The 18,715-nt window shown below is 63.4% G+C and carries 19 protein-coding genes; 11 read left to right on the top strand and 8 right to left on the bottom strand.

Annotation, left to right across the window (positions count from 1 at the left end; translation table 11 throughout):
* The first annotated feature begins 136 nt into the window (after positions 1–136).
* The 6 genes from eutH to recX all read left to right on the top strand — a co-directional run bounded on the left by eutH (position 137) and on the right by recX (position 6,124).
* Positions 137–1,420: an ethanolamine utilization protein EutH gene (gene eutH / locus NAV27_RS18050; RefSeq protein ID WP_102829442.1), complete on the top strand. Its 1,284-nt coding sequence runs from the start codon at positions 137–139 to the stop codon at positions 1,418–1,420.
* Between the two features lie 122 nt (positions 1,421–1,542).
* Entirely contained in the window at positions 1,543–2,937 is a 1,395-nt protein-coding gene (locus tag NAV27_RS18045; RefSeq protein ID WP_102829443.1) for an ethanolamine ammonia-lyase subunit EutB, read from the top strand.
* A gap of 26 nt (positions 2,938–2,963) precedes the next feature.
* Entirely contained in the window at positions 2,964–3,773 is an 810-nt protein-coding gene (eutC, locus tag NAV27_RS18040; protein WP_102829444.1) for an ethanolamine ammonia-lyase subunit EutC, read from the top strand.
* Positions 3,774–4,013: 240 nt separating this feature from the next.
* On the top strand, positions 4,014–4,511 hold the full coding sequence (locus tag NAV27_RS18035; protein WP_102829445.1) for a CinA family protein: 498 nt from the start codon (positions 4,014–4,016) through the stop codon (positions 4,509–4,511).
* 84 nt (positions 4,512–4,595) lie between these two features.
* Positions 4,596–5,654 carry a recombinase RecA gene (gene recA, locus NAV27_RS18030; protein WP_102829446.1) on the top strand — a complete coding sequence of 353 codons (1,059 nt, stop codon included), beginning with the start codon at positions 4,596–4,598 and terminating at the stop codon, positions 5,652–5,654.
* Between the two features lie 5 nt (positions 5,655–5,659).
* Positions 5,660–6,124, top strand: a complete 465-nt coding sequence (gene recX / locus NAV27_RS18025) for a recombination regulator RecX (protein WP_102829447.1) — start codon at positions 5,660–5,662, stop codon at positions 6,122–6,124.
* Between the two features lie 104 nt (positions 6,125–6,228).
* Here recX and NAV27_RS18020 read toward each other — a convergent pair whose 3' ends face one another.
* Both NAV27_RS18020 and NAV27_RS18015 read right to left on the bottom strand, forming a co-directional pair.
* Entirely contained in the window at positions 6,229–7,320 is a 1,092-nt protein-coding gene (locus NAV27_RS18020) for an LOG family protein (RefSeq protein WP_102829448.1), read from the bottom strand.
* A 124-nt stretch (positions 7,321–7,444) separates the two neighbouring features.
* Positions 7,445–8,854 (bottom strand): MBL fold metallo-hydrolase RNA specificity domain-containing protein, encoded by a 1,410-nt coding sequence (locus tag NAV27_RS18015; RefSeq protein ID WP_008566843.1) that lies wholly within the window; start codon positions 8,852–8,854, stop codon positions 7,445–7,447.
* A gap of 129 nt (positions 8,855–8,983) precedes the next feature.
* On the opposite strand from NAV27_RS18015, the gene NAV27_RS18010 reads away from it, so the two are divergent.
* On the top strand, positions 8,984–11,389 hold the full coding sequence (locus tag NAV27_RS18010; protein WP_102829449.1) for a phosphoketolase family protein: 2,406 nt from the start codon (positions 8,984–8,986) through the stop codon (positions 11,387–11,389).
* Between the two features lie 22 nt (positions 11,390–11,411).
* Here the strand turns inward: NAV27_RS18010 and NAV27_RS18005 are convergent, their stop codons facing one another.
* Positions 11,412–11,810, bottom strand: coding sequence for a PA3611 family quorum-sensing-regulated virulence factor (locus NAV27_RS18005; RefSeq protein WP_180981458.1), 399 nt, complete (start codon positions 11,808–11,810; stop codon positions 11,412–11,414).
* A gap of 174 nt (positions 11,811–11,984) precedes the next feature.
* On the opposite strand from NAV27_RS18005, the gene NAV27_RS18000 reads away from it, so the two are divergent.
* The gene (locus tag NAV27_RS18000; protein WP_102829451.1) at positions 11,985–12,701 is read left to right on the top strand and encodes a tRNA-uridine aminocarboxypropyltransferase; all 717 of its coding nucleotides are present in this window, start codon (positions 11,985–11,987) and stop codon (positions 12,699–12,701) included.
* Between the two features lie 11 nt (positions 12,702–12,712).
* On the opposite strand, the gene NAV27_RS17995 is transcribed toward NAV27_RS18000, so the two are convergent.
* The gene (locus tag NAV27_RS17995) at positions 12,713–13,606 is read right to left on the bottom strand and encodes a DMT family transporter (RefSeq protein ID WP_008566849.1); all 894 of its coding nucleotides are present in this window, start codon (positions 13,604–13,606) and stop codon (positions 12,713–12,715) included.
* A 162-nt stretch (positions 13,607–13,768) separates the two neighbouring features.
* On the opposite strand from NAV27_RS17995, the gene erdR reads away from it, so the two are divergent.
* On the top strand, positions 13,769–14,419 hold the full coding sequence (erdR, locus tag NAV27_RS17990; RefSeq protein ID WP_043296569.1) for a response regulator transcription factor ErdR: 651 nt from the start codon (positions 13,769–13,771) through the stop codon (positions 14,417–14,419).
* A gap of 24 nt (positions 14,420–14,443) precedes the next feature.
* Here the strand turns inward: erdR and NAV27_RS17985 are convergent, their stop codons facing one another.
* Positions 14,444–15,370 (bottom strand): LysR family transcriptional regulator, encoded by a 927-nt coding sequence (locus NAV27_RS17985; RefSeq protein ID WP_102829452.1) that lies wholly within the window; start codon positions 15,368–15,370, stop codon positions 14,444–14,446.
* A gap of 118 nt (positions 15,371–15,488) precedes the next feature.
* On the opposite strand from NAV27_RS17985, the gene fpr reads away from it, so the two are divergent.
* Positions 15,489–16,265, top strand: a complete 777-nt coding sequence (fpr, locus tag NAV27_RS17980) for a ferredoxin-NADP reductase (RefSeq protein ID WP_008566852.1) — start codon at positions 15,489–15,491, stop codon at positions 16,263–16,265.
* An 85-nt stretch (positions 16,266–16,350) separates the two neighbouring features.
* On the opposite strand, the gene NAV27_RS17975 is transcribed toward fpr, so the two are convergent.
* Together NAV27_RS17975 and NAV27_RS17970 are read right to left on the bottom strand one after the other, a co-directional pair.
* On the bottom strand, positions 16,351–16,836 hold the full coding sequence (locus NAV27_RS17975) for a YchJ family protein (RefSeq protein ID WP_008566853.1): 486 nt from the start codon (positions 16,834–16,836) through the stop codon (positions 16,351–16,353).
* Between the two features lie 2 nt (positions 16,837–16,838).
* A complete protein-coding gene (locus tag NAV27_RS17970; RefSeq protein WP_008566854.1) occupies positions 16,839–17,330 on the bottom strand; it encodes a DUF6231 family protein in 492 nt (163 codons plus the stop codon).
* Positions 17,331–17,460: 130 nt separating this feature from the next.
* On the opposite strand from NAV27_RS17970, the gene NAV27_RS19175 reads away from it, so the two are divergent.
* Positions 17,461–18,093 (top strand): OmpA family protein, encoded by a 633-nt coding sequence (locus NAV27_RS19175; protein ID WP_476477657.1) that lies wholly within the window; start codon positions 17,461–17,463, stop codon positions 18,091–18,093.
* Positions 18,094–18,174: 81 nt separating this feature from the next.
* Here the strand turns inward: NAV27_RS19175 and NAV27_RS17960 are convergent, their stop codons facing one another.
* Positions 18,175–18,639: a CopD family protein gene (locus NAV27_RS17960; protein ID WP_102829453.1), complete on the bottom strand. Its 465-nt coding sequence runs from the start codon at positions 18,637–18,639 to the stop codon at positions 18,175–18,177.
* Positions 18,640–18,715: the final 76 nt, after the last annotated feature.

Raw genomic sequence — 18,715 nt, 5'->3', positions numbered from 1 at the left:
AACGCAGACCACCGGGGCTGGCTTGCGTGCGTTCAGCCCCGGCGCATCGAACTCCGTGATTCCTTCTCCAGCGGTAGCGAGTTGCCGCTGAAGGTTGGTCTCTGGCGCCTGGTAAAAACAATAAAAGGGCAAAGCAATGGATCAGATCGGCAATTACGTCCTCTACGTCATCATGTTCTGCGCGGTCCTCGGGGCCTTCGCAGCCATTCGAGACAGCGAAAAAGGCCTCGGCCGCGAATTCATGGAAGGTATCCATGCCACCGGGCACATCTTCGTCCCGGCGGCTGGAATCATGGCCTCCATTCCCTACCTGACGGTGATGATCGAAAGCGTCTTCGGGCCGTTCTTCGGTGCGCTGAACGCCGACCCGGCGCTGGCAGCGACGATGATCATCGCCTCGGACATGGGCGGCTACCACCTGGCCGCCGCGCTCACGGAAAGCAAGGAAGCGCTGATCATGGCGCTGATCACCGGCTTCATGGGCGGCGCGACCATCGTCTTCTCGATCCCCATGGGCCTGGCCATGCTCGACAAGCGTGACCACAAGTACATGGCGCTGGGCATCATGTCCGGCATCCTCAGCATCCCGGTCGGGGTGCTGATCGCCAGCGTCGTGCTGATGCTGAGCAACCCTGCGGTGCGCGAGGTGGTCGCCACCAATGGCGAGGCCACTTATCAGCTGGCGATGGGCCTTGGCGGCATCTTCGCCAACCTGTTGCCGATCATCGTCTTCGTGGTGGCGCTGGCTGCCGGCCTGCGCTTCCTGCCGGACCTGATGATCAAGGGCTTCATCGGCTTCGGTCGCGCGCTGGATGCCATGATCAAGCTGGTGCTGGTGTTCTCCATCGTCGAATACTTCACCGGCTTCTTCACCCTGATCTTCGGCAGCTGGGGCTTCCACCCGATCATCGCCGATGCCGAGGATCAGACCCGCGCGCTGGAAACCGCCGGCTACATCGGCATCATGCTGGCCGGTGCCTTTCCGATGGTGTACCTGCTGCGCAAGTACCTCGGCGGGCCGCTGGAAACGCTCGGCGGCAAGGTCGGCCTGAGCGCCGTCGGTAGCGCCGGGATGCTGGCGACCATCGCCAACATCCTCGCGATGTTCCGTCTGGTGCGCTTCATGCCGCCCAAGGACAAGGTCATCAACATCGCTTTCGGCGTGTGCGCGGCTTTCCTGCTGGGCGATCACCTGTCGTTCACCGCCAACTTCCAGCCGACCATCATCCTGCCGGTGCTGATCGGCAAGATCCTCGCCGGCTTCACGGCCGTGGGGCTCGCCTACTGGTTGTCGGTGCCCAAGGCGCTGCAGCTGGAGCAGCGGGATCGCGCCGCCGGCATCATCGAGGCGGGTGAGTATCCAGGCTCATCGCTGCACGAAAGCCCGCTGCCGATCCCGAAAGAAGCCGTCCAGGCCTGAACCGCCCGCAACCCTGAAACCGGCCACGGCTGCGATAGAGGCTTAGCTTCCTTTTAGTGCAGCAGTCTCTATCTGTAGCCGTGCTCGCCGGGTTGCTTCCACCCCGAGACAGGAGCCTGACCATGGCAACCTATTCCCACAGCATCGGTGGCCAGACCTGGCGCTTCGACAGCCTGCGCGAAGTCCTGGCCAAGGCCAGCCCGCTGCGTTCCGGCGATTGCCTGGCGGGCGTCGCCGCCGCCAGCGACGCCGAACGCGCGGCCGCGCAGATGACCCTGGCCGACGTGCCGCTCAAGCAGTTTCTGCTCGAAGCGGTGATTCCCTACGAGCGCGACGAGGTCACCCGACTGATCATCGACACGCATGACGCCAGCGCCTTCGCCCCGGTCAGCCACCTGACGGTCGGCGGCCTGCGCGACTGGCTGCTGAGTGACCATGCCGACGAAGCCAGCCTGCGGGCCTTGGCGCCCGGCCTGACGCCGGAGATGGCGGCGGCGGTGTCGAAGATCATGCGCGTACAGGACCTGATCCTGGTGGCGCAGAAGATCCGCGTGGTCACCCGCTTCCGCAATACCCAGGGCCTGCGCGGCCACATGTCCACCCGGCTGCAGCCCAACCATCCGACCGACGACCCGGCGGGCATCGCCGCCAGCACGCTCGACGGCCTGCTCTACGGCAACGGCGACGCGATGATCGGCATCAACCCGGCCACTGACAGCATGGGCTCCATTTGCACCCTGTTGGAGATGCTCGATGCGGTCATCCAGCGCTACGAGATTCCCACCCAGTCCTGCGTGCTGACCCACGTCACCAGCTCCATCGCCGCCATTGAACGCGGCGCGCCGCTGGACCTGGTGTTCCAGTCCATCGCCGGTACCGAGGCGGCCAATGCCAGCTTCGGCATCAGCCTCAAGGTGTTGCAGGAAGGCTACGAGGCCGGCCTGAGCCTCAAGCGCGGCACGCTGGGCAACAACCTCATGTACTTCGAAACCGGCCAGGGCAGCGCGCTTTCGGCCAACGCCCATCACGATGTCGATCAGCAGACCTGCGAAGCCCGCGCGTATGCGGTGGCCCGTCACTTCAACCCGTTCCTGGTCAACACCGTGGTCGGCTTCATCGGCCCGGAATACCTCTACAACGGCAAGCAGATCATTCGCGCCGGGCTGGAGGACCACTTCTGCGGCAAGCTGCTCGGCGTGCCGATGGGCTGCGACATCTGTTACACCAACCATGCCGAAGCCGACCAGGACGACATGGACATGCTGCTGACCCTGCTCGGCGCTGCGGGCATCAACTTCATCATGGGCATCCCCGGCTCCGACGACGTGATGCTCAACTACCAGACCACCTCCTTCCACGACGCCCTTTATGCCCGCCAGGTGCTCGGTTTGCGCGCGGCGCCGGAGTTCGAGCAGTGGCTGGCGCGCATGGGCATCTTCCAGCAGCGCGACGGCCAGCTGCGCCTGGGCAACGAGCTGCCGACCGCCTTCCGCCAGGCGCTGGCGCAACTTTCCTGAATTCGCGCATTCATGCAGAGGTACGCATGCCTGATCACACCCCCGCCACCGAGAACCCGTGGCAACAGCTGCGCCAGCTGACCCCCGCACGCATCGCCCTGGGCCGCGCCGGCACCAGCCTGCCGACCCGCGCCCAACTGGATTTCCAGTTTGCCCACGCCCAGGCCCGCGACGCTGTGCACCTGCCATTCGACCACGCTGAGCTGCGCGAGGAACTGCACGCCCTCGGCCATAGCACGTTGCTGCTGCACAGCGCCGCCAGTGACCGCCACACCTACCTGCAACGCCCCGACCTCGGCCGGCGCCTGGACGAGGCGTCCGCCGCGCACCTGGATGAGCACGTCAAGCAGCACGGCGGCGGCGATGACCTCGCCATCGTCATCGCCGACGGCTTGTCATCCCTTGCTGTCAGCCGCCACAGCCTGCCGTTCCTCCAGCGCCTGCTCGAACAGGTGACGGCTGAAGGCTGGTCGCTGGCGCCGATAACCCTGGTTGAACAGGGCCGGGTGGCGGTGGCCGACGAGGTGGGCGAGCGGTTGGGGGCAAAGATGACGGTGATTCTGATTGGCGAGCGTCCCGGCCTCAGCTCGCCGGACAGCCTCGGCCTGTACTTCACCTGGGCGCCGCGCATCGGCCTCAACGATGCCTATCGCAACTGCATCTCCAATGTGCGTCTGGAAGGCCTGAGCTACGGCATGGCCACCTTCCGCCTGATGTACCTGATGCGCGAAGCCTGCCGGCGCCAACTCTCGGGCGTCGATCTCAAGGACGAAGCACAAGTACCTACCCTGGAAAACCAGGGGCCTGGCAACTTCCTGCTGCCGGATAACGCCTGAGCGCGTGCGGCGTTCACCGATTGCTCGGCTTGCCGCCCATCCGGTCGTTCAAGACGTTAGCGTCAGCGCAGGGGGATAAAAATCGGGCTAGTAACACTACGTCCTTACCCAGGACACCCGACAGTACCGCTCAGACCTGCGTGCCGCGCACGCGCTTGCGGCGGTGTGCGATGACCGGAGGGGCGAGTCAGGAGGGAGCTGGTGTAGGGTAGCGGCTGTTTACAGCTACGGAGGAAGACGATGGACCTGACCGAACTGGCGACTCGCCTGGGGATGCAGTTGTCCGCGCTCGGCGCACAGGTGACCACCGCCGAATCCTGCACCGGTGGCGGCATTGCCGAGGCCATTACTCGGGTTGCGGGGAGTTCGGCGTGGTTCGAGGCCGGCTACGTCACCTATTCCAACGCGCAGAAGACCCGGCAGCTCGGGGTGCCGGTCGACCTGTTCGAAACGGTCGGCGCGGTCAGCCGCGAGGTGGTCGAGCGCATGGCGAGCGGCGCGCAACAGGCCAGCGGCGCGCGCTTCGCCGTGGCGGTCAGCGGTATCGCCGGACCTGGCGGCGGAACACCGCAGAAGCCAGTGGGGACGGTCTGGGTCGCCTGGGCCGATGGCGAGCGGCTGTTCGCCCGACGCTGCCTGTTCGCTGGCGATCGCCAGGCGGTACGTGGTCAGACGGTCGAGACAGCGCTGGTCGGATTGATTCGTCTGGTGGCCGGAGAAAATCCGCTGCAGGGCTAGGCGGAGCATTTTCCCTATGCTCTAATACTGTCTACTTATACAGTTGTCGTGGCCTTTGGCCCTCTTGATCAAGTGAGGATGGTAATGGACGAGAACAAGAAGCGCGCCTTGGCCGCAGCTCTGGGCCAGATCGAAAAGCAGTTCGGCAAGGGCGCGGTGATGCGCATGGGCGACCACGATCGCCAGGCGATTCCGGCGATTTCCACCGGCTCGCTGGGGCTGGACATCGCGCTGGGTATTGGTGGTCTGCCGAAAGGCCGTATCGTCGAAATCTACGGCCCGGAGTCCTCGGGTAAAACCACGCTGACCCTGTCGGTGATCGCCGAAGCGCAGAAGATGGGCGCCACCTGCGCCTTCGTCGACGCGGAGCACGCGCTGGACCCGGATTACGCCGGCAAGCTGGGTGTCAATGTCGATGATCTGCTGGTATCGCAGCCCGATACCGGTGAGCAGGCGCTGGAAATCACCGACATGCTGGTGCGCTCCAACGCGGTGGACGTGATCATTGTCGACTCCGTGGCAGCGCTGGTGCCCAAGGCGGAAATCGAAGGCGAGATGGGCGACGCCCACGTCGGTCTGCAGGCGCGCCTGATGAGCCAGGCGCTGCGCAAGATCACCGGTAACATCAAGAACGCCAACTGCCTGGTGATCTTCATCAACCAGATCCGCATGAAGATCGGCGTGATGTTCGGTAGCCCGGAAACCACCACCGGCGGTAATGCGCTGAAGTTCTACGCCTCGGTGCGTCTGGACATCCGCCGCACTGGCGCGGTGAAGGAAGGTGACGAGGTGGTCGGTAGCGAGACCCGCGTCAAAGTGGTGAAGAACAAGGTGGCGCCGCCGTTCCGTCAGGCCGAGTTCCAGATCCTCTACGGCAAGGGCATCTATCGCAACGGCGAGATCATCGATCTCGGCGTGCAGCAGGGCCTGGTCGAGAAATCCGGCGCCTGGTACGCCTACAAGGGCAACAAAATCGGTCAGGGCAAAGCCAATGCCGCCAAGTATCTCGAGGACAACCCCGAGGTAGGTCGCGAGATCGAACAGCAGATTCGTGACAAGCTGCTGGTGGTTTCCGGTAACAAGGCAGCCGGTGCCAACGCGGGCGCCGTGGTCAGCGAAGACCTGGCCGACGTCGACCTCTGATCGCCATGCCCGTCGTGCTCGACAGCTCAGCCGCCGTGCGACGTGCCGCGATGGACCTGCTGGCACGCCGCGAGCATGGGCGTGTCGAGCTGACCCGCAAACTGCGCCAGCGCGGCGCAGCTGCCGAGCTGATCGAGGCAGCCCTGGATCGTCTGAGCGACGAGGGGTTGCTGTCGGATTCGCGCTATCTCGAGAGCTTCGTCAGAAGCCGTGCGCTCGCCGGCTACGGACCGTTACGCATTCGTGAAGAGCTGGCACAGCGCGGGCTGGCGCGTGATGCGATTGAGCGAGCATTACGCGACGGCGACTTCGACTGGAACGCGCAGCTGCGCGAGGTCTGGCAACGCAAATTCGCCGGACAGCTGCCAGGCGATGCGCGCGAGCGCGCCCGGCAAGGGCGTTTCCTCAGTTATCGGGGTTATTCGCTGGAGATGATCGGGCGTCTGCTGCGCGGCGTGGCGGACGACTGATGCGCCTCCGGCCCGATGCCACCTAGCGCACCGGAACGGGCAACGTGCCGCGTTCCGGGCAGGCGGTAACGGTGGTGCTGCCGTCTGCAGGTGTGAGACGTGGTTCAGTCTTCGGACGGTAGCGGGGCCGCCCAGCTTTCCGTTTCGTTGATGTAGTCCGTCAGTTCGCGCAGGCGCCCGTAGTCCCGGCCGTTGAAAGCGAAGCTCAGGCGGGGCAGACGCTGCAGTTCCGGCTCATCCAGTTCGTGCTCGCAGCAAGGTTGCTGTTCGTAGCAGCCGCTCAGGCACAGATCGGCGAAGGTCGTGTTGATGTATTCCAGCGCTGCATCGCTCAGGGAATGGTTCATTCGCATCACGAAGCGATCCTTCAACCAGCGGCTCGAGTGGAAGTTGCGGTAGAACGTGGTGATCTCCTGAGCCACCTCTTCGGCGCTGTAGACCTGCCGCACCAGGCGCAGGTCGGTGGGCAGGATGTAGCGGTTGTCGACCAGCTGCCGGCGCATGAACTGCAACGCATCCGTCCAGAACGAGCCGCCTGGCTCGTCCAGCAATACCACTGGAACCAGCGGACTCTTGCCGGTCTGCACCAGGGTCAGCACTTCGAGTGCCTCATCGAGGGTGCCGAAGCCGCCGGGGCACAGCACCAGTGCATCGGCTTCCTTGATGAAGAACAGCTTGCGCACGAAGAAGAAGTGGAACGACAGCAGATTGCTGGTGCCGCCCACGGTGGCATTGGCGTGCTGTTCGAACGGCAGGGTGATGTTCAGTCCCAGGCTGTTGTCCAGCCCGGCGCCTTCGTGGGCGGCCGCCATGATGCCTCCGCCGGCGCCGGTAATGACCATGAGGTCGTAGCGCGCCAGTGTCTCGCCGAGCTGGCGTGCTAGGGCATAGATCGGGTGCTCGACAGGGGTGCGTGCCGAGCCGAACACGGTGACTTTGCGCCGACGCTTGAACTGATCGAGACGACTGAACGCGTGCTCCATTTCGCGCATGGTCTGCAGCAGGATCTTGGCATCCCAGCGGCTGCGATCCGCCTGGGCCATGCGGATCACGGTGACCAGCATCTCGCGGTACAGCGACAGGTTGGGGCTGGTGTCCGAGACGACGAGTGACACGAGCTCGTCGATCTTGCTGGACAGGTCCACGGCGCTGGTTTTGAAGTGCCGGGAAAGATAGTCGTCCGGTTCGAAGGACATACAACTTCTCCATGTATGGGCTTGCGCGTTCAGGCTATAGGTGCGATGCCGGGCGCTTCAAGCGCCAAGCCGCGCCCGGTGGTGAACGCGGGCACGGCTTGGGCTGGGATGACTCTGCGTTGTGTCAGAGTGCGATACGGTCGCCGGGTTCCGGAATGGCAGCGTCCCAGTTCAGGCGTCGTTTCAGTGCCTGTTGCAGCGCCTGCATCCGGTCAAGCTCGCCGTGCACGAGGTACAGCTCGGGGCGTTTTTTGAAGTGGCTTACCCAGTCGATCAGTTGCGATTGGCCGGCATGTGCCGAAAAGCCGCCGAGCGTGTGAACCTTCGCGTTCACTGCGATGCGCTGGTGCAGCAGCTTGACACTCGACGCGCCATCGACGATCACGCGGCCAAGGGTGCCCTGCGCCTGGAAACCCGGAATCACCAGATGGCATTCCTCGCGCCAGAGGTTGTGCTTGAAGTGATGGAGAATGCGCCCGCCGTTGCACATGCCACTGCCGGCAATGATGATCGCACCGCTTTTGAAACGGTTGATCGCCATCGATTCCTCGGGGGTGGATGTGCTCTTGAGAATCGGCAGCCAGCGCTCGGCATAGAGTTTGCGCTTGCTGGGATCGATTGCCGGGGAGATGCCGTTGAGATCGAGCTGGTCCTTGAAGTGCGCGTAGATGGCGTTGGCGCCGATCGCCATCGGGCTGTCGAGGAATACCACCTGCTGCGGCAGGCGGCCTTCGCGGTAGAACCGTCCCAGGTAATAGATCAGGTCCTGGGTACGTCCCACGGCGAACGATGGCATCAGCACGTTGCCGCCATCGCGGTGGGCCTGCTGCAGGATATCGGCCAGCTCCTCGATGGTCGCGTCGTGGTCACGGTGATCGCGATCGCCGTAGGTCGACTCCATCAGGATCACGTCGGCTTCGGTAAGCGTGGTGGGCGGATACATCAGCGGCGAGCAGGTATTGCCCAGGTCTCCAGAGAACACCAGCTTGCGGGTCTGGCCGAAATCGGTGACATCGGCCTGGACGATTGCCGAGCCGAGAATATGTCCGGCATCGTGGAAGGTGATGCGCACGCCCGGCGCCACTTCGAACGTTTCGGCGTAGCTGTGCGGTTCACGCTGCGATAGCGCGCGCTCGGCATCCACACGGGTGTACAGCGGCTGGATCAACGGCTTGCCGATGCGAGCGCGCCATTTATTCTCCCATTCGGCGTCCTTTTCCTGGATTTGCGCCGAATCCAGCAGCATCAGCTCAAGCAGTTCGGCGGTGGCGTCGGTGCAGTGAATGCGGCCGCGGTAGCCTTCCGAAACCAGTCGCGGCAACAGGCCACTGTGGTCGATGTGGGCGTGGGAGAGCACCACGGCATCCAAACTGCTCGGGTCGAAAGGAAACGGGGCGCTGTTCTTGTCCTCGTTCTTGCGCTGTCCCTGATGCATCCCGCAATCGAGCAGAACTCGTGTGCCGGCGTGTGTCTCAATCAGGTAGCAGGAACCGGTGACCTCTTGAATGGCACCGAGAAAACTGAGCAAAGCCATAATGCCTCCCTGTCTGTAGGATATTTCCAAAGGTGCTCGCTTATGCGCCGGCTCGCCTTGATACATGTCAGAGGTGGTGGAGCTGGTGCTGCCTAGACTATCGCAACCGGTCAGTGATGGAGTAATCCCATGAGTCAGCTTCTGCCCAGCCTTGTCGAGCTGGAGCAACACGCCGAGGCCCAGCCGGCATTCGCCACTTGGCGCGCCGGCTGCGGTCCGCTCGAACACACGCTGGAAACCCAGGCGGCGGTGTTCCGTCTGGCCCATCAGCTGGTGCAGGCTGGATTGCAGCCGGACCTCGCCAGTGTGTATCGCCTGCTGCAGGCGCTCGATCACGTTACCTCTGCGGGATTGTGGCTGGTGGTGCACATGACCTATGCCCAGCAGGTCCATCTCGATGGCTCGCCGCTCGCGGCCGAGGACTTCAAGCGCACGCCCGAGGGGCATACCGGCGGCGCGCTCAACATGGTGCCGGCGTATGCCGGCTACCTGGCACTCAACGCCCTCACCGGGCACACGCGGGGTTGGTTGATGGGGCAGGGGCACTGTGTCGCCGCCATCGATGCGCTCAATTTGCTGACCGGTAACCTGCATGCCGAGCAGGCTCAGGCCTACGGTGGCGGGGAAACGGGCATCAACCGCATGTTGCAGGATTTCTATGGCTACCGGCAGGCCAGCGACGGAAGTCCGCTGGCGCCGCTGGGAAGCCACGTCAACCCGCATACCGCCGGTGGCATTGCTGAAGGCGGCTATCTGGGCTTCGCGGAACTGCAGTACGCGCACATGCCGTTGCCGGGTGAAACACTGGTGGCGTTCCTGTCGGATGGTGCGGCGGAAGAGCAGCGCGGCAGCGACTGGATGCCGCGCTGGTGGCGTTCCGAAGACTGTGGCGCAGCGCTTCCGGTGATGATCGCCAATGGCCGGCGCATCGAGCAGCGCACCTCGCTGGCTACCGACGAGGGACTGGCCGGCTTCCGGCAGCACCTGAGCCACTGCGGTTTCGATCCGATTCCGTTCGATGGCCGTGACCCGGCGGCATTCGTCGCCACGCTGTGGGAGATGGAGCAGCGTCTCGCGCGTCGGGTCGAGGAAAAGGGGCGGGGCATTCTCAACTACCCGTTGCCGATCCCGTACGGTATCGCCGAAACCATCAAGGGCTTCGGTTTCTACGGCGCAGGCAGCAATGCCGCGCACAACCTGCCATTGCCGGGTAATCCGCGACTGGACATCGAGTCGCGCGAGCTGTTCAACCGGCACGCGGCGGAACTGTTCGTGCCGCAGGAGCAATTGACTGCCGCGTTGACCCTGTTCACCCAGCATCGCCGCGGCCGTCCGTTGGAGCGTGACAACGCACTGGCGTTGCGCCGCCCGGCCGCGCCGGTCATCCCCAGACTTCACTACCGTGACGATGCCTGCTCGCCGATGTCTGCCGTGGATCGCTTTTTCGTCGAGCTGACCCAGGCCAACGCCAGCTTGCGGCCACGCGTCGGCAACCCTGACGAGCTGGCCAGCAACCGCCTGGGGGGCGTGCTCAAAGCGCTCAAGCATCGCGTCATCGACCCGGAAAGCGAACTGGAAGCAATCGACGGCGACATCATCACCGCGCTCAACGAGGAGGCCGTGGTGTCCGCCTGTCTGGCCAACCAGGGCGGATTGAACCTGGTCGCGAGCTATGAAGCCTTTTGCGTGAAGATGCTCGGTGCCGTGCGCCAGACGCTGATCTTCGCGCGCCAGCAGAAGGAAGTTGGTCGTCCTGCCGGGTGGCTCGGCTGGCCGTTGATTGCCACTTCGCACACTTGGGAAAACGGCAAGAACCAGCAGTCGCACCAAGACACCACCTTCTGCGAAGCGCTGTTGGGCGAAATGAGCGACATGGTGCGCGTGCTGTTTCCGGCCGACCACAACAGTGCGCTGGCGCTGCTGCCCTCGATCTATCAGGCACGTGGCGAGCTGGCCTGTCTGGTTATGCCCAAGCGCGAGCGGCCGTGCTATTTCGGTCAAGCCCAGGCCGAGCAGCTGGCACGTGATGGAGCGATCGTCGTCGATGAAAGCCGTGGTCCGGAATCGTTGCTGCTGATCGCCAACGGCAGCTATCAGCTGGGCGAAATGCTGCGTGCGGCCGAACGGCTGAAACAGGCGGATTGCGCCTATCGGCTGGTCTATCTGCAGGAACCGGGGCGTTTCCGTGCGCCGCGCGATCATTGGGAAGCCGAGGTGCATGCCGACGATGAGCTGGTGACACGGCTATTCCCGGACAGCATGGACATGCGCGTCATGCTCACGCATATGCGGCCGGAAGTGGCGCGCGGGCACCTGTGGCCGATCCTGCCGGACGCGCGGCGCAGCTCGGTGCTGGGCTATCGCAACCGTGGCGGCACGCTGGATGTGGACGGCATGCAGTTTGTCAATCGCGCCTGCTGGGCTAACGTGCTGGCCGCCTGTGCACGCCTGCGCAGCGTTCCACGTACAGCGCTGCTGACACGCGAAGAGGCAGCGGCGGTAGCCGGCAAGGGCTGCCCCGACAGCTTGCGCTGACGGGGCGATTGCGCGCGCAGCGTCAGCGCGCGCAATCGGTGGCGCGATAGCGTTCGGTCGCGATTGGCCGGTTGCTCTTGTACTCGCTGAATTCGTAGCGCAGTACCGCGCCCTTGCTCAGCAGCGTACGCAGGCCCTTGTTACCGCAGACGCTGACCGCCAGCTGGCTGCGCACTTGCTCGGGGTTGTCGCGCATCTGCGCGGCATGGCGCGGCTGCACGCTGAGATGATTCACCAGCTCGTTGCCATCGACCGTGTAGCCCTGGTCGAGGATGTCCTCATTGATGGCGCGCGGTGTGCCGACGCTGCTCTGCTGCGCGACCTGCTCGAGCAGTTGGCCCAGCTGCTGCTCCTGCAGCGATGCGGCGTGAGCATTCGGCAGCGCGAGGCTGAGTAGGAGCAGGGGGGTTAGACGGTACATGGCGATCTCCTTTTGACTGCGCTCGTTCGACCGGTAGCGGGCTACGCGGTTCATTGCCATTTTTCCTGAGGGCCGGTAGGTTGCGCCGGCTTCGCGATGATCGCAAACGGTACATCGAAACGGATTCGAGGTTCCGAAACGCGGCGTCTGCCTTCAACTCTCTGCGAGCCGACCATGCCTCATGCCGTATCCCGTCTGCGCGACGAGCGCCTCGCGCGCAGCCTCAAGCCGTTCGTTGCGCGCGGTTCGCGTACGCAGCGCTGCTCTCGCTGCCGGGTCGCCGTCAGCCACTGCCTGTGCCGCTGGCTGCCGCAGGTGCCGTCGCATTGCGGGGTGTGCCTGCTGATGCACGATATCGAACCCCTGAAGCCCAGCAACACCGGCTGGTTGATCGCCGATGTGGTGGCAGACTGCTATGCGTTCAGCTGGCAGCGCACCGACGTCGATCCGCGCCTGCTGGAACTGCTGGCTGATCCGCAGTGGCAACCGTGGGTGATCTTTCCAGGGGAATATGCCGAGCCGTCGCGGGTTGTCGAGCGGGTCACGCTGCCCCCGGGCAAGCGTCCGCTGTTCATCCTGCTCGACGCGACCTGGACCGAGGCGCGCAAGATGTTTCGCAAGAGCCCGTATCTCGATGCGTTGCCGGTGCTGAGCCTGCAACCGGAAGCGTTGTCGCGCTATGCGTTGCGCCGCTCGACCCGAGGCGAACACCTGTGTACCGCCGAGGTTGCCGCCCTGTGCCTCGAACTCGCGGGTGACCTGCGGGCGGCGCGGGTGCTCGATGCCTGGCTCGACGTCTTCACCGAGCATTATCTGGATGCCAAGCACCACCGTGTGACCGACCCGCACAGCGCGGCACATCGCGCGCTCGCCGCCAGCACCCGACTCTGAGCGCCCTCGGTTCAGGCGTTTGCTGGCTGCCCCGTACGCGGCCACAGCTGCGCGGTGAGCATGCCGATGAACATCAGCGCACAACCGAAATAACCGCGTGGGCTAAGACTCTCGTCCAGAAACAGCGCACCAGCGATCGCCGCGAATACCGCTTCGAGCGACAGGATGATCGCAGCGTGCGAGGCGATCGCATGCTTCTGCGCGACGACCTGCAAGGTGTAGCCGACCGCCACGGCGAACAGGCCGCCGTACAGCAGCGCAGGAGCGGCCAGCCAGACAGCCCCGAGGCTCGTCTCCTCGAACAGCGCGGCAAGAATCAGACTGACCACTGCACAGGTGGCGAACTGCAGGAATGCCAGGCGGATGGCGTCGTGGCGGCTGACGAAGAAGCTCACCAGCAGCACGTGCAATCCCCAGACAAACGCGCCGGCCAGCTGGATCCAGTCACCGGAGGCGACCTGGAAGTTCTCGCCGATGCTCAGCAGCGCCATGCCGCCTACCGCCAGCACGGCCCCGAGCCAGGTACCAAGTCCGGTACGGTTGCCGATGATCAGGCCGAGCAGTGGCACGACGATGACGTAAAGACCGGTGATGAACCCGGAATTGGTCACGCTGGTGAACAGCAGGCCAACCTGCTGCAGATTGATGCCGAGCGTCAGTGCCAGCCCCATCGCCAGCCCGCCGAGCAGCAGCCCACGTTGCATGAAGGGCTCATGGCGAGCGGCGTGGCGCCCCTGATACAGCAGCAGCGGCAGCAATGCGAGTGCGCCGAGCGCGAAGCGCAGCCCGGTAAAAAGGAACGGGCCTATATTGTCCATGCCCACGCGCTGGGCTACGAATGCCGTGCCCCAGATCATGGCGGTAATCAGCATCAGGAAATCGGCACGGAGGGCTTGGCTACGCATGTTTGGGCTCGCTGCAAGTGAGCCGCAAACTTTGCAGCAAAGCATCGTGCTTGACCACTTATTCTGCGGTCGGCATGCTTGCGCCGCTTGAGGTTTTCCGGCAACTCCCGGGATCGACTGAAACAGTTGGTCAAAGCGCCAATAAAAAATACAGGTCTGCCAATGGCTGCTTACGAAATAATCATTGCCGATGATCACCCGTTGTTTCGTAGCGCCTTGCAACAGGCGCTGACCATGGGGCTGGGCGACAACGTTCGTCTGGTCGAGGCGGCGAGCATCGCCGAACTCGAAGCCCTGCTTGACCAAGGCGCCAACTGGGATCTGGTTCTGCTCGACCTGAACATGCCCGGCGCCTACGGCTTTTCCGGTCTGGTGCTGTTGCGCGGACAGTATCCGCACCTACCCGTGGTCATGATCTCGGCGCAGGAAGATGCCGCAGTGGTCTCGCGCTCCCGCGAGTTCGGTGCCAGCGGTTTCATTCCGAAATCCAGTTCGCTGGAAACCATCCAGGAGGCGGTTAGGACCGTGCTCGACGGGGACGTGTGGTGGCCGAGCAACATCCAGGACGTCGGTCATGTCAGCGACGAGGCGAAAGCCGCGAGCGCCGGACTTGCCAGCCTGACACCGCAACAGTTCCGTGTGCTGACCATGGTGTGTGACGGTTTGCTGAACAAGCAGATCGCCTACGAACTCAACGTGTCGGAAGCCACCATCAAGGCGCATGTGACCGCGATCTTCCGCAAGCTAGGTGTGCGCACGCGCACCCAGGCCGCACTGCTGCTGCAGCAGATGGGCTCTATTCCCACCGCCTGACGGCTCATCTTGCCACCGACGCAGTCAGGCGATCGGTGGCAGGATGATTTCATCGCTGCGACGCACTCCGTAAGTCAGCGCCCGACACTGCTCGAGAAACTCGCGCATTGCTGCAGTCTGGTACTTGTGCGAGTGCCAGATGAACGAGAACTGCCGGCTCAGATCCAGTTGCGGCGTGTCCACCGGCACCAGGCTGCCGCGCCGGAATGCATCCCGTAGCGCCAAGCGTGAGATGCAGCTGATCCCCAATCCCGACTCGACTGCGCGCTTGATCGCCTCGGTATGCTCCAGCTCCAGGCGGACGTTGAGGCGGCCCGGTCGGTGGCGCATGGCCTGGTCGAAAGCCAGGCGAGTTCCCGACCCCTGTTCGCGAAGAATCCAGGCCTCACGCGCCAGTTCGTCCAGATCGACGATGCCGCGGCTGGCCAACGGATGCTGCGGAGCGCAGAACACCACCAGTTCGTCTTCGACCCAGGGCTCGACGATCAGGTCGGGATGCTGGCAGGCGCCTTCGATCAGACCCAGATCAAGGTCATGCTGTGCGATCTGCTGCACAATATGCGCCGTATTGTGGACATGCAGTTTTACTCTGCAGTCGGGATGCCGCTGCATGAAGCCGCCGATCAACAAGGTGGCGAGATAATTGCCGATGGTTAGCGTCGCGCCCACCGCTAGCGAACCGAAGCCGCTTTTGCCGTTGAGCAGATCCTCGATGGCGCGCGCCTGGTCAAGCAGGGCCACGGCCTGCGGTAGCAGTTGCTGGCCCAGCGCATTAAGCGCCAGTCGCTTGCCGGCGCGATCGAACAGCAGGCAACCCGACTGCCGCTCAAGCTCCGCCAGCGAAGTACTGGTCGCCGACTGTGACAGCGAGAGGCTTTCGGCGGCGCGAGAGACGCTTTCCAGGCGGGCGATGGCAGAGAAAACCTGCATTTGTCTCAAGGTAAAATGCATATCGATATAACCGATAACCCATATCTTAATTATTTAATTAACGGATAAGCGATCTGTATATAAACTGGCGCTCATCCGCGCAAGACGCACTATCCGTTGTAAACGAGGAACTCGCAGCATGAGCAACCTGAACGTGGAACGTGTCCTCAGTGTGCACCACTGGAACGATACGTTGTTCAGCTTCAAAACCACCCGCAATCCCGGCCTGCGGTTCGAAAACGGGCAGTTCGTCATGATCGGTCTGGAAGTGGGCGGGCGTCCGCTGATGCGCGCCTACAGCATCGCCAGTCCGAACTATGAGGAGCATCTGGAGTTCTTCAGCATCAAGGTGCAGGACGGTCCGCTGACCTCGCGCCTGCAGCACCTGCAGGAAGGCGATCAGCTGATGGTCAGCCGCAAGCCGACCGGGACGCTGGTGCTTGACGACCTGTTGCCGGGCAAGCATCTCTACCTCCTCAGCACCGGCACCGGGTTGGCGCCGTTCATGAGCGTCATCCAGGACCCCGAAACCTACGAGCGTTTCGAGAAGGTCATCCTGGTCCATGGTGTGCGCTACGTGAATGAAGTGGCGTACCGCGAGTTCATCACCGAGCACCTGCCGCAGAACGAGTTCTTCGGCGAGGCGGTGAAGGAAAAGCTCATCTATTACCCGACGGTGACGCGCGAGCCTTTCGAGAATCAGGGGCGACTCACCGATCTGATGCGCAGCGGCAAGCTGTTCAGCGATATCGGTCTGCCGCCGATTAACCCACAGGACGATCGAGCGATGATCTGTGGCAGCCCGAGCATGCTCGAAGAGACCAGCCAGGTGCTGGATAGCTTCGGCCTGAAAGTTTCGCCGCGTATGGGCGATCCGGGCGACTACCTGATCGAGCGCGCTTTCGTCGAGAAGTAATCGCAGAGTTTGCCTTACGGCCAGCGCGCACAACGTTGTGTGCTGGCCAGATGCGAAAGCATGCCGCGGCTACCGATTCGACTTGCTACAGGTAGGCCGCACAGCATTTCTTGAATTTCTGTCCGCTGCCGCAAGGGCAGTTGTCGTTGCGGCCGACCTTGAGCGGTACCGTCGGATCGATGAAATACCAGCGGCCCTCCCGCTGGACGAATGCCGAACGCTCCTGATGACTATGTTCGCCGCTGTGGTCGTGCCAGCGCGCTGTGAAGGTCACCAGTGCATGCTCCGGTTGTCCACCCAGTACGGTGCTCTGTTCGATCTCCAGCCCCAGCCAGGTGCTTTCCAGGCTCCACTGGCGTATGGACTCCAGGTTCAGGAGTGGCTGCTGCACCGGCAGCGTGGTGGCTTGGAGATAATCGATCAGGCCGAGTACATAGGCGCTGTAGCGGGAGCGCATGAGTAGCTCGGCGCTGGGCGCAGGCGTGCCGGCGTGATAGCGGCCACAGCACTGTGCCAGGGTGTTGGCGCTGCCGCAGGGGCATTGTTCGGTTTGCGCTGCCTGCATGTTCATGGTTACCACCAGTATTTGCCGAACATCTGCGGATTCGCCCAAAACTTGGCGTTCAACCAGTCGGGAATCTGTTTGTAGTCCAGCAGGTCATACGTGAATAGCGTGAGGGTCTGCGCATCTCGCTGGAAGCGATCGGCAATCTGCAGACCGAGCGAAAAGAACTCGGTGGTCTGCCAGTCGCTAGCCTCAAGATCGACCAGAACTGCCAGGCGGCTCGCATGGAGATTGCGAATACCGCCCAGCAGCTCACGTCCGCGACGTTTGGGCAGGTGTTCCAGGCAGTCGACGATCAGTGCGAGATCGTAGCGCTGCTGCACGACGGTTGCGTCCGAGAAGGTGCCGTCGATGTGGTCAACCTGGCTGTGCGGGTGGCCCGCCAGATAAGCGTCGAGCGCCGGCGGACGGCTTTGGCCGACCTGCAGAATACGCTCTGGCTGGTACTGCTCGAGCAATGCGGCGAGCGCTTGTTGCGGCGTGCGGGCGTTGGCAATCACGCTAAAAATCCTCGACAAGAGGCGCAAGACTAGCGTGGTCACCGATCGCGGCCTAGTCTCAAAGCAACCGGAGCCGCCTGAGGTCGAGCAGGTGGCGGTTCTGGACGAACCCACAGCGGAGGTTTTATCGATGAGTACCCTACGGACAGCAGTACCCGTGATTGTAATGACCACGTTCCTGGCCGGTTGCGCGGGCGTGCAGAAGCAGGATTGGCCTACCTGTGCCGCGGTTGGTGGCGTCACGGGTGCCGCGCTTGGTGCGATCGAAAGCTCCACCTATGCCGGTTGGGGCGCCGTGATCGGCGGTGGTGTCGCGGCGGCCTATTGCTGGGCGAACGGCACCGAGGAGCAGACGGTCGCGGTGGTTGAAACCGTCGAGCCGATGCCGGCCGAGGAACCGGAGCCCGCAGCCGAGCCGGTGCGCGTCGAGCTTGACGTGAAGTTCGATTTCGACCGCGCGGTCGTCAAACCTGACAGCTACGGCGATATCCAGAATCTCGCGGACTTCATGAAGGAATACGGGCAGACCACCACCGTGCTGGAAGGTCACACCGACTCGGTCGGCACCGACGCCTACAACCAACGGCTTTCCGAGCGTCGCGCCAATGCAGTGCGCGAAGTGCTGGTCAACCAGTACGGCGTGGAGGCTGGTCGGGTGGATGCGGTTGGTTACGGTGAATCGCGCCCGGTAGCGGATAACGCGACCGATGCCGGTCGGGCAATCAACCGTCGGGTGGAAGCGGAAGTCGAAGCGCGTCCCTGACGCCAGCTGTACAACCGAGCCGGGCATTGCCCGGCTTTTTTTTGCGCAACGTGGTGTGCCGGCAGATGCGGCACTCCGTGCTCAGAACTCCGGGCGCGCGGTGGCGATCGCGATGAGCGCCATGCCGAGTAGTAGGTTCAGCCCTACCAATGCTCGAATCTTCCCCAGAACGGCACCGCCGGCCGGCCAATCCTGGCCCTCGATGGCGCGTCGGAGGGCCGGTAGCTGCAGCAGTACTAGCCGCAGAAACAGCGCCAGCATGACCAGATACAAGCCGGTCATCACATGCACGTAGCGAGGGGCGCTGGCCATCGCGCCAAAGCGCAGATGCCACATACCGATGCCGCTGATCGGCAGCACCGCCACCGCGATCCAGACCCATTGCACGAACCGGCGGAACACCTCGGCCCACAGCCGCAGGCGTTCGGGCGCCTGCAACACCGCAACGGCCGCCGGGCGCAGAACCATCCAGGCGAAGAACATACCGCCCACCCACAACACGGCGGCCAATACGTGCAAGGCATAGTGCGAGGCAAATGGGGTCATGGCAAATCTCCGCTGGCGATCGGGGCGACGCGCGTTATCATAGCCGCCCATTTGAAGTACTGAAAATATATACAGC

Source organism: Stutzerimonas degradans, assembly GCF_024448505.1.
In the GTDB taxonomy this organism is placed as follows: Bacteria; Pseudomonadota; Gammaproteobacteria; order Pseudomonadales; family Pseudomonadaceae; genus Stutzerimonas; species Stutzerimonas degradans.
This window is presented reverse-complemented; position numbering and strand designations above follow the sequence as displayed.

Bases quoted from the DNA above. Each gene is read 5' to 3' on its own strand.
- eutH (WP_102829442.1), top strand. From the start codon at position 137: ATGGATCAGATCGGCAATTACGTCCTCTACGTCATCATGTTCTGCGCG.
- NAV27_RS18045 (WP_102829443.1), top strand. From the start codon at position 1,543: ATGGCAACCTATTCCCACAGCATCGGTGGCCAGACCTGGCGCTTCGAC.
- eutC (WP_102829444.1), top strand. From the start codon at position 2,964: ATGCCTGATCACACCCCCGCCACCGAGAACCCGTGGCAACAGCTGCGC.
- NAV27_RS18035 (WP_102829445.1), top strand. From the start codon at position 4,014: ATGGACCTGACCGAACTGGCGACTCGCCTGGGGATGCAGTTGTCCGCG.
- recA (WP_102829446.1), top strand. From the start codon at position 4,596: ATGGACGAGAACAAGAAGCGCGCCTTGGCCGCAGCTCTGGGCCAGATC.
- recX (WP_102829447.1), top strand. From the start codon at position 5,660: ATGCCCGTCGTGCTCGACAGCTCAGCCGCCGTGCGACGTGCCGCGATG.
- NAV27_RS18020 (WP_102829448.1), bottom strand. From the start codon at position 7,320: ATGTCCTTCGAACCGGACGACTATCTTTCCCGGCACTTCAAAACCAGC.
- NAV27_RS18015 (WP_008566843.1), bottom strand. From the start codon at position 8,854: ATGGCTTTGCTCAGTTTTCTCGGTGCCATTCAAGAGGTCACCGGTTCC.
- NAV27_RS18010 (WP_102829449.1), top strand. From the start codon at position 8,984: ATGAGTCAGCTTCTGCCCAGCCTTGTCGAGCTGGAGCAACACGCCGAG.
- NAV27_RS18005 (WP_180981458.1), bottom strand. From the start codon at position 11,810: ATGTACCGTCTAACCCCCCTGCTCCTACTCAGCCTCGCGCTGCCGAAT.
- NAV27_RS18000 (WP_102829451.1), top strand. From the start codon at position 11,985: ATGCCTCATGCCGTATCCCGTCTGCGCGACGAGCGCCTCGCGCGCAGC.
- NAV27_RS17995 (WP_008566849.1), bottom strand. From the start codon at position 13,606: ATGCGTAGCCAAGCCCTCCGTGCCGATTTCCTGATGCTGATTACCGCC.
- erdR (WP_043296569.1), top strand. From the start codon at position 13,769: ATGGCTGCTTACGAAATAATCATTGCCGATGATCACCCGTTGTTTCGT.
- NAV27_RS17985 (WP_102829452.1), bottom strand. From the start codon at position 15,370: ATGCATTTTACCTTGAGACAAATGCAGGTTTTCTCTGCCATCGCCCGC.
- fpr (WP_008566852.1), top strand. From the start codon at position 15,489: ATGAGCAACCTGAACGTGGAACGTGTCCTCAGTGTGCACCACTGGAAC.
- NAV27_RS17975 (WP_008566853.1), bottom strand. From the start codon at position 16,836: ATGAACATGCAGGCAGCGCAAACCGAACAATGCCCCTGCGGCAGCGCC.
- NAV27_RS19175 (WP_476477657.1), top strand. From the start codon at position 17,461: ATGAGTACCCTACGGACAGCAGTACCCGTGATTGTAATGACCACGTTC.
- NAV27_RS17960 (WP_102829453.1), bottom strand. From the start codon at position 18,639: ATGACCCCATTTGCCTCGCACTATGCCTTGCACGTATTGGCCGCCGTG.